Raw genomic sequence first — 5,836 nt, 5'->3', positions numbered from 1 at the left:
TCTGAATCTTGGGGATCAGCCCCTCGTAGGTGAGGTTCACGCCCTCGACCTTCACCTTGGTCGGCTCCCGGTAGAGGAAGTCCTGCAGCTCCTTCTTGGTGAACTTGCGGATCGGCTTGTCCGGGTCGAGGAGGCCCGACTCGGCATAGACCCGCACGGTCCAGAAGCTGTCCGACTTCCAGCCGGGGATGGTGAACGCGCCCTCGGCGAGCGACTTGGAGTCGTCGTAGAGCTGCGTGAGGTCGATGTCGGAGACCGTGCCCCGTCCTTCGCAGCGCGGACACATGCCGCCGGTGCGGGTGAAGGTCACCTTCTCGGCCTTCTTGGCACCGCGCTCGACGGTGATCGCACCGCTCGCCCGGACCGAGGGGACGTTGAAGGCGAACGCACCGGGCGGGCCGATGTGCGGCTTCCCGAGTCGGCTGAAGAGGATGCGCAGCATCGCGTTGGCGTCGGTGGCGGTGCCGACCGTGGAGCGGGGGTCGGCCCCCATCCGCTCCTGGTCGACGGTGATCACGGTCGTCAGCCCGTCGAGTACGTCGACCTCGGGCCGCGCAAGGGTCGGCATGAAGCCCTGTACGAAAGCGCTGTAGGTCTCGTTGATCAGCCGCTGCGACTCCGCGGCGATCGTGTCGAACACCAGCGAGCTCTTGCCCGAGCCGGAGACGCCGGTGAACACCGTCAGCCGGCGCTTCGGGATCTCGACGCTGACGTCCTTGAGGTTGTTCTCGCGCGCCCCGTGCACGCGGATCAGATCGTGGCTGTCGGCAGCAACGTGCAGCGCAGGCGACTGCGTGTCCGTCCTCTTGGCCTTGCTCATCGTGTCTCCATCTGTTGGGCGGGGGCCGCCTTCGCGGTCTCCGTCGGCGTCGCCTGGCTCGATCTGCCCAGCTGCGAGCAGTACGTCTGGTTCTACTTCGTCGGCGCGGTCGCGGCAACGGTCCGCTGTCTACCCGATTCGGCGGTGTCGGCCGGGGTGGCGCGACGCCCGTCCGGCTGACGCTGGCCGGGGTCGCGCTCGGCGCAAGAACCAAGGCATCCACGCCGCTTCGGCCCGTGGAGCCTCTGGGCCTCGGCCACGCGGCGCGCCCGGCCGAGGCGTCAGACCAACCAGCGGTCGTCGCGCATCAGCTCGCGGTCGGCATCTCGTTCACCTCGTGCCAAGCCTGGATGCGGCGCGGGAGATACGGAACCAGCGGTACGGCGTGGCCGGCGCCATGGGGTCTCCCCTGCTCGAACGAAGTTCAGAGCTTGGGGACGGGTTGAAGCCGGTGCGCGCGGCGAACCGGTCACCCCGCTGCTGCGGCAGCGCGTCGATCTCGGGAACCTCGACTTCGCCATTGATCATGGACACGTCGCGGGTGCGGCCCAGCCCCAGCCGAACGGTTCGGGTGGTGGCAGGTTCCTGCCGGTCGGGCTGCCCGTCGGCGTGGCCGCTAGCAGCGCTTCGCCGTCCCAGTCGAAGGACAGCGGCACCGGATACGGCGCACCGCCCGCCGAGGCACTGGTCACCCAGACATCGATGTCGTGGGTGAGCCGATGCTCGGTGTCGCGACAACGCTGGGGGCGGGAGCGGGGGTCGGCACTCATCGGTCCTGAAGCAGCCCGAGGACGTTGCCATCGGGGTCGGTGACGGTGGCCACCAGGCGGCCGCCCCCGACGTCGCGCACGGGCTCCTTCACGGTGGCACCCGCGGCGGTCACCTCGGCCAGCTTCACTTCGATGTCCGGCACGTGCCAGTAGGCCACCGGCGAGGTCATGCCCTGCGCTCCACCGCCCGGCACCAGCCCGATGTGCTGGCCCGCGGCCTCGAAGCCGACGTAGTAGGACCCCTCGGTCTGCGGCGGTACGCCGAGCAGGGCGGCGTACACCGCCTTGGCCGTTGCCAGGTCGGACACGGGATGCAGCACGGTCTTGATTCCCTGGGTGGAAGAGCCGGTCATGGTCACTCCTGAAGTCGTGGGTCACATCGACCCGGTGGGGTTGTCGGGCTTAAACGAACGGGAAGCCCGTGCCCTTGGCCATCATCTCGGTGATGGTGCGGCGCTCGTCGTCGGTGATGCCGGGGTCGGCGGTCGGCGGCTCCAGGACGATGGACGTGCCGGGCTGGTCGGCGGGGCCGACCGTGATCCAGCGCATCCCGCCGTATCCGACGTCGTTGCGGACCTCGAAGCCGAGCGTGTCGCGATAGAAGGCCGGGGATGCGTCCGGGCCGTCGTGCGGGAGGAAGGTCGAGTGAATCGTGATGTCCACGGCGGTCACGCTAGCTGCGGCTGGGTGACCGCGCTTCTCGATTCCTGATCAGTCCGGTCACCTGTTTCGCCACGCACGACGGCATCCCCGCCGTCGCGCGCGCCGCGTGGCGCCGGTAGGTGCTGGGCGGCATACCGACCAACTCGGTGAAGCGACTGCTGAAGGTGCCCAGCGCGCGGGATGCCGTGTTCGGCGAGCGCGTCGAGCTGGGACCGGAGTTCCTGGGTGAGGCCCAGAACGGCCCTGCTCCCCTTTTGAGTGAGAACGAGTTGTGACAGCGGGGTCACGAGGACTGGCCGCCTGCGCGGATCACTGATGGGCCGTGGCGTGACAAGTGTGAACGGTCACGATATTCCCCCTGGGGAAGTTCCTGGACTTCCCCAGGGGGATCCCGAACACGCCGCTGCCGGCACCCGGTCCGCACCCATCCGACAGTTGCAGCGTTGGTCTGCCGGCGTCGGTTCAGTAGCCGATGGTGAAGCGGCGTTGGACGAAGCGGGGCAGTTCCGCCTCGTCCAGGAGTGCCACGGCCGCGTCCTCCACGGAGATGTGGCTGCGCCCGTCTGCGTCGAGAACCGGCTGATCGCCACCGGTCCGGAACCGGCCCGTCCGCTCGCCGGGGGCGATGTCCTCCGCGGGACTGAAGTAGGTCCACAGCCGGTTGGACGTGCGCAGGACGTTCAGGGCGTCCCGGTGGCCGCGTACTGCGCCGGCGTACTCCCTCGGCAGGCCGAGCGCATCGAGGCTCTCGTGCAGGAGTTCGTCGGAATCCGCCCGTACAAGTCCAGGCTCGATCTCCAGACTGCCGGCGCCACCGATGACGATCAGCCGGGTCCGGGGGTGGCTCTCCAGCGCCTTCAGCAGTGCTCGCGCGGCGGTGGCGTACACCGTGGGATCGGCGATCGAGCGGGCTACCGTGTCGGCGATGTCCTTGGCACCGTTTCTGGGCTGGAATCCGCTGATCAACACGTCAAGGCCGGGTATGACGGCGGCGATGCTGCCGGCGTCGAGGACGTCGATGCTCTTCCAGACGACGTTCTTGCGGTCCTCGACGATCTGCGTGGCGCGGCTGAAGGCCGTGACATGGTGCCCCCGGTCGAGGGCTTCGGTGACGACACGACTGCCGATGCTGCCAGTGGCTCCGATGACTCCGATGTGCATGGCTCTCCCCTGAAGCTGCTGATGCCGCCGTCTTCACGGAATGTGGAAACTATACGGGGTGAAGTAAACATACGGCACTCAGCATAGTGACGCTGTAGAGTCAGCGACTGTGGGAACGATCAGAGGGCGCCGCGAGCGGCTGCGGGCCGAGACAACCGCCGAGATCAAGAAGGTCGCGCTCGAGTTGATGGCCTCGGGCGGACCCGCCGCGATCACGCTGCGGGCCATCGCCCGCGAGATGGGCATGACCGCCAATGCCATCTACGGCTACTTCGCCAGCCGCGACGACCTGGTCACCACGCTGATCAACAACGTGTACACCTCACTGGCCGACACCGTGGACACCGCCTGGGACGCCGCACCCGCCCAGGACCCGGCCGCCCGGATCCAGGCATGGGCGTGCGCCTTCAGAAACTGGGCCCTGGCCAACCCCGAGGGCTTCCGCCTCATTTACGGCGACCCCGTCCCCGGCTACCGGCCCCCCGAGGGCGGCGCAGCCCCGGACGCCGCCCACCGCGTCTGCACCGGCATCACCGGGTTGGCGGCCGCCGCCTGGCCGCACGCCGAACACCGCTACGCGGACAGCGACTTCGCATGGTCCGACTTCGACGCCGGCCTCCTCGACAAGGTCCGCCCGGCCTTCCCCGACCTGCCCCCGGCCGCCGTGGCCCTCGCCCTGCGCATCTGGAGCCACCTGCACGGCCTGGTGTCACTGGAGATCTACGGCCACCTACAGACCCAGGCCCTCAGCCCGGACAAACTCTTCCGCGAAGAACTGGCCCAGCTCATCCGGTCCTTGAGCATCACGCCGCAGGGGTGACGGCGCCTTACGCAATGGTGCCCCTGCGAGCTGAGCCGGCTATGGGCCCCGCTCATCCCCCGCAAGGCACGCAGCTCGGGCAGGGCGGCCTCCGGCGTTTAGGCCGGGGGGCGACGGAGGTTCGCTCCCCCGGGATAACTCCTGCATTGGAGGGGACCTACCGTGTCGGGTCTCTCCCGCACCCGCCACGGGCGTGGCCCGCTGCTCCACCAGCCCAGGACATTTCCGACCATGGAACGGGCGGCCACTCGCCAGTGACACAGGAGAGGCTGACCGAGAAGAACGAACGGTATGAAACCCCTCGCACGAGTGAGCGCAAGCAAGGAATACTCCGTTGCTTGGTCAATAAACGGTTCGACAGCATGGCGCCCATGCAACGTCATGAGCACGCCGGACCCGTAGCGCTGCGAGCCATGCAGAGCCTGGCCACCCGTACCTTTCCGAGAACCGGCTACCGCCACATCGGAGACCTCACCTGGAACTGGTGTCTGGCCCTCGACCGCGCAGACCAGTGCCCGACAGCCGTCTGGATCCAGGACGAACAGACGCTGGCCTGGGGCTGGTTAGAACTCCCCGACACTCTGGTGCTCCAGGTCGACCCGGATCGTCCGGAACTGGCTCACGAGGTCCTCGCCTGGGCCGAACAAACGGCGCCCGGCCCGCTGAGCGTCGATGTCCCCGAGACCGAACCACACCTGATCATGGCGCTGGTGCAGCGCGGATACACACGGACCGACGATGGCCCGTTCTTGTCGTGTCTGGGCCGCCCCCTCACCGACCTGCCGGACATCCCGCACCTGCCGGACGGCTACTCGATCCACGCCCAACGCGACCATGCCGACGTGACCGGCCGGGCGGCAGCACACCGCGCCGCCTTCGGATCGACCCGGATCACCCCTGAACGACACGCCCGCATGAGAGACACCTGGCCCTACCGGCCCGAACACGACCTCATCGTGACCTCGCCCACCCGGGAAGTCGTCGCCTACTGCCAAGGCTGGTACGACCCTGCCAACGGACTCGGCGAATTCGAACCCGTCGGCACCCACCCCGACCACCGCCGCCTCGGCCTGGCCCGAGCCGTCTGCACCGCGGTGCTGCACGCCTTCGCCGACGCCGGCGGCCACCGCGCCATCGTCTACTCGCGCGGCGACGCCGCCTATCCCGTCCCCAAGCGGCTCTACGAGTCCATGGGCTTCACCGCGTACACCCGCACCCACATCTACGTCGGCACACCGACCGGCTGAGAGGCCCGACAGGGTGCCGCCAATCAGAACACCCGGGACCCGATCACTTCGCCAATCAGATAGAGCGGGAACCGCTCACTTTCACGGGGAACGGACATAAAAGCAGGTGAGAAGCATCATGCAAGGTCTGGCCCCGACGGAGATCGCCCCCGGGAAAACTGTCGTAGTCGAGGGAGGCGATCGCTACTGCCCTCTCCCGCGACTGCGACGGCCGTAGGCGGGCTACTTGTGCGTTCCGACGCACGAGGGGTGGGGGCGTGGGGTGTGTCAATTTAACGGCTGATCTTGGTTGTTGAGGTTCAGCTGTTGGCCGGGGTGAGCCGGCCCTCGAAGGCGATCTGGAATGCGTTGAGGG

The 5,836-nt window shown here is 68.1% G+C and carries 5 protein-coding genes and 4 pseudogenes; 3 read left to right on the top strand and 6 right to left on the bottom strand.

From position 1 onward, the window contains the following. The 5 genes and pseudogenes from ABZW18_RS34005 to ABZW18_RS33985 form a co-directional block, all read right to left on the bottom strand. Nucleotides 1–820 (bottom strand): annotated as a pseudogene (locus ABZW18_RS34005) (excinuclease ABC subunit UvrA); the annotation flags it as partial. A 281-nt stretch (nt 821–1,101) separates the two neighbouring features. After that, a pseudogene (locus ABZW18_RS34000) lies at nt 1,102–1,590 on the bottom strand (pyridoxamine 5'-phosphate oxidase family protein). Next, nucleotides 1,587–1,943 (bottom strand): VOC family protein, encoded by a 357-nt coding sequence (locus tag ABZW18_RS33995; RefSeq protein ID WP_356195198.1) that lies wholly within the window; start codon nt 1,941–1,943, stop codon nt 1,587–1,589. Before ABZW18_RS33995 ends, ABZW18_RS34000 begins: the two are co-directional and overlap by 4 nt. A gap of 67 nt (nt 1,944–2,010) precedes the next feature. Beyond that, nucleotides 2,011–2,262 (bottom strand): annotated as a pseudogene (locus ABZW18_RS33990) (VOC family protein); the annotation flags it as partial. A gap of 1 nt (nt 2,263) precedes the next feature. Next, a pseudogene (locus ABZW18_RS33985) lies at nt 2,264–2,428 on the bottom strand (AraC family transcriptional regulator); the annotation flags it as partial. Here ABZW18_RS33985 and ABZW18_RS33980 point away from each other — a divergent pair. Then, nucleotides 2,400–2,528: a hypothetical protein gene (locus ABZW18_RS33980; RefSeq protein WP_356195195.1), complete on the top strand. Its 129-nt coding sequence runs from the start codon at nt 2,400–2,402 to the stop codon at nt 2,526–2,528. The pseudogene ABZW18_RS33985 and the gene ABZW18_RS33980 overlap by 29 nt on opposite strands. Nucleotides 2,529–2,715: 187 nt before the next feature. Here ABZW18_RS33980 and ABZW18_RS33975 read toward each other — a convergent pair whose 3' ends face one another. After that, nucleotides 2,716–3,414, bottom strand: a complete 699-nt coding sequence (locus ABZW18_RS33975; protein ID WP_356195192.1) for an SDR family oxidoreductase — start codon at nt 3,412–3,414, stop codon at nt 2,716–2,718. A gap of 109 nt (nt 3,415–3,523) precedes the next feature. Here ABZW18_RS33975 and ABZW18_RS33970 point away from each other — a divergent pair, with 109 nt between their 5' ends. Beyond that, the gene (locus tag ABZW18_RS33970) at nt 3,524–4,234 is read left to right on the top strand and encodes a TetR/AcrR family transcriptional regulator (RefSeq protein WP_356195190.1); all 711 of its coding nucleotides are present in this window, start codon (nt 3,524–3,526) and stop codon (nt 4,232–4,234) included. 371 nt (nt 4,235–4,605) lie between these two features. Further along, nucleotides 4,606–5,481 carry a GNAT family N-acetyltransferase gene (locus ABZW18_RS33965; protein ID WP_356195187.1) on the top strand — a complete coding sequence of 292 codons (876 nt, stop codon included), beginning with the start codon at nt 4,606–4,608 and terminating at the stop codon, nt 5,479–5,481. Nucleotides 5,482–5,836 lie beyond the last annotated feature (355 nt).

It is taken from the genome of Streptomyces sp. NPDC004647, from assembly GCF_040609575.1.
Taxonomy (GTDB): Bacteria; Actinomycetota; Actinomycetes; order Streptomycetales; family Streptomycetaceae; genus Streptomyces.
The sequence above is the reverse complement of the archived record's forward strand: the minus strand, read 5'-3'. Positions and strand labels throughout refer to the sequence as shown.

Bases quoted from the DNA above. Each gene is read 5' to 3' on its own strand.
- ABZW18_RS33995 (WP_356195198.1), bottom strand. From the start codon at position 1,943: ATGACCGGCTCTTCCACCCAGGGAATCAAGACCGTGCTGCATCCCGTG.
- ABZW18_RS33975 (WP_356195192.1), bottom strand. From the start codon at position 3,414: ATGCACATCGGAGTCATCGGAGCCACTGGCAGCATCGGCAGTCGTGTC.
- ABZW18_RS33965 (WP_356195187.1), top strand. From the start codon at position 4,606: ATGCAACGTCATGAGCACGCCGGACCCGTAGCGCTGCGAGCCATGCAG.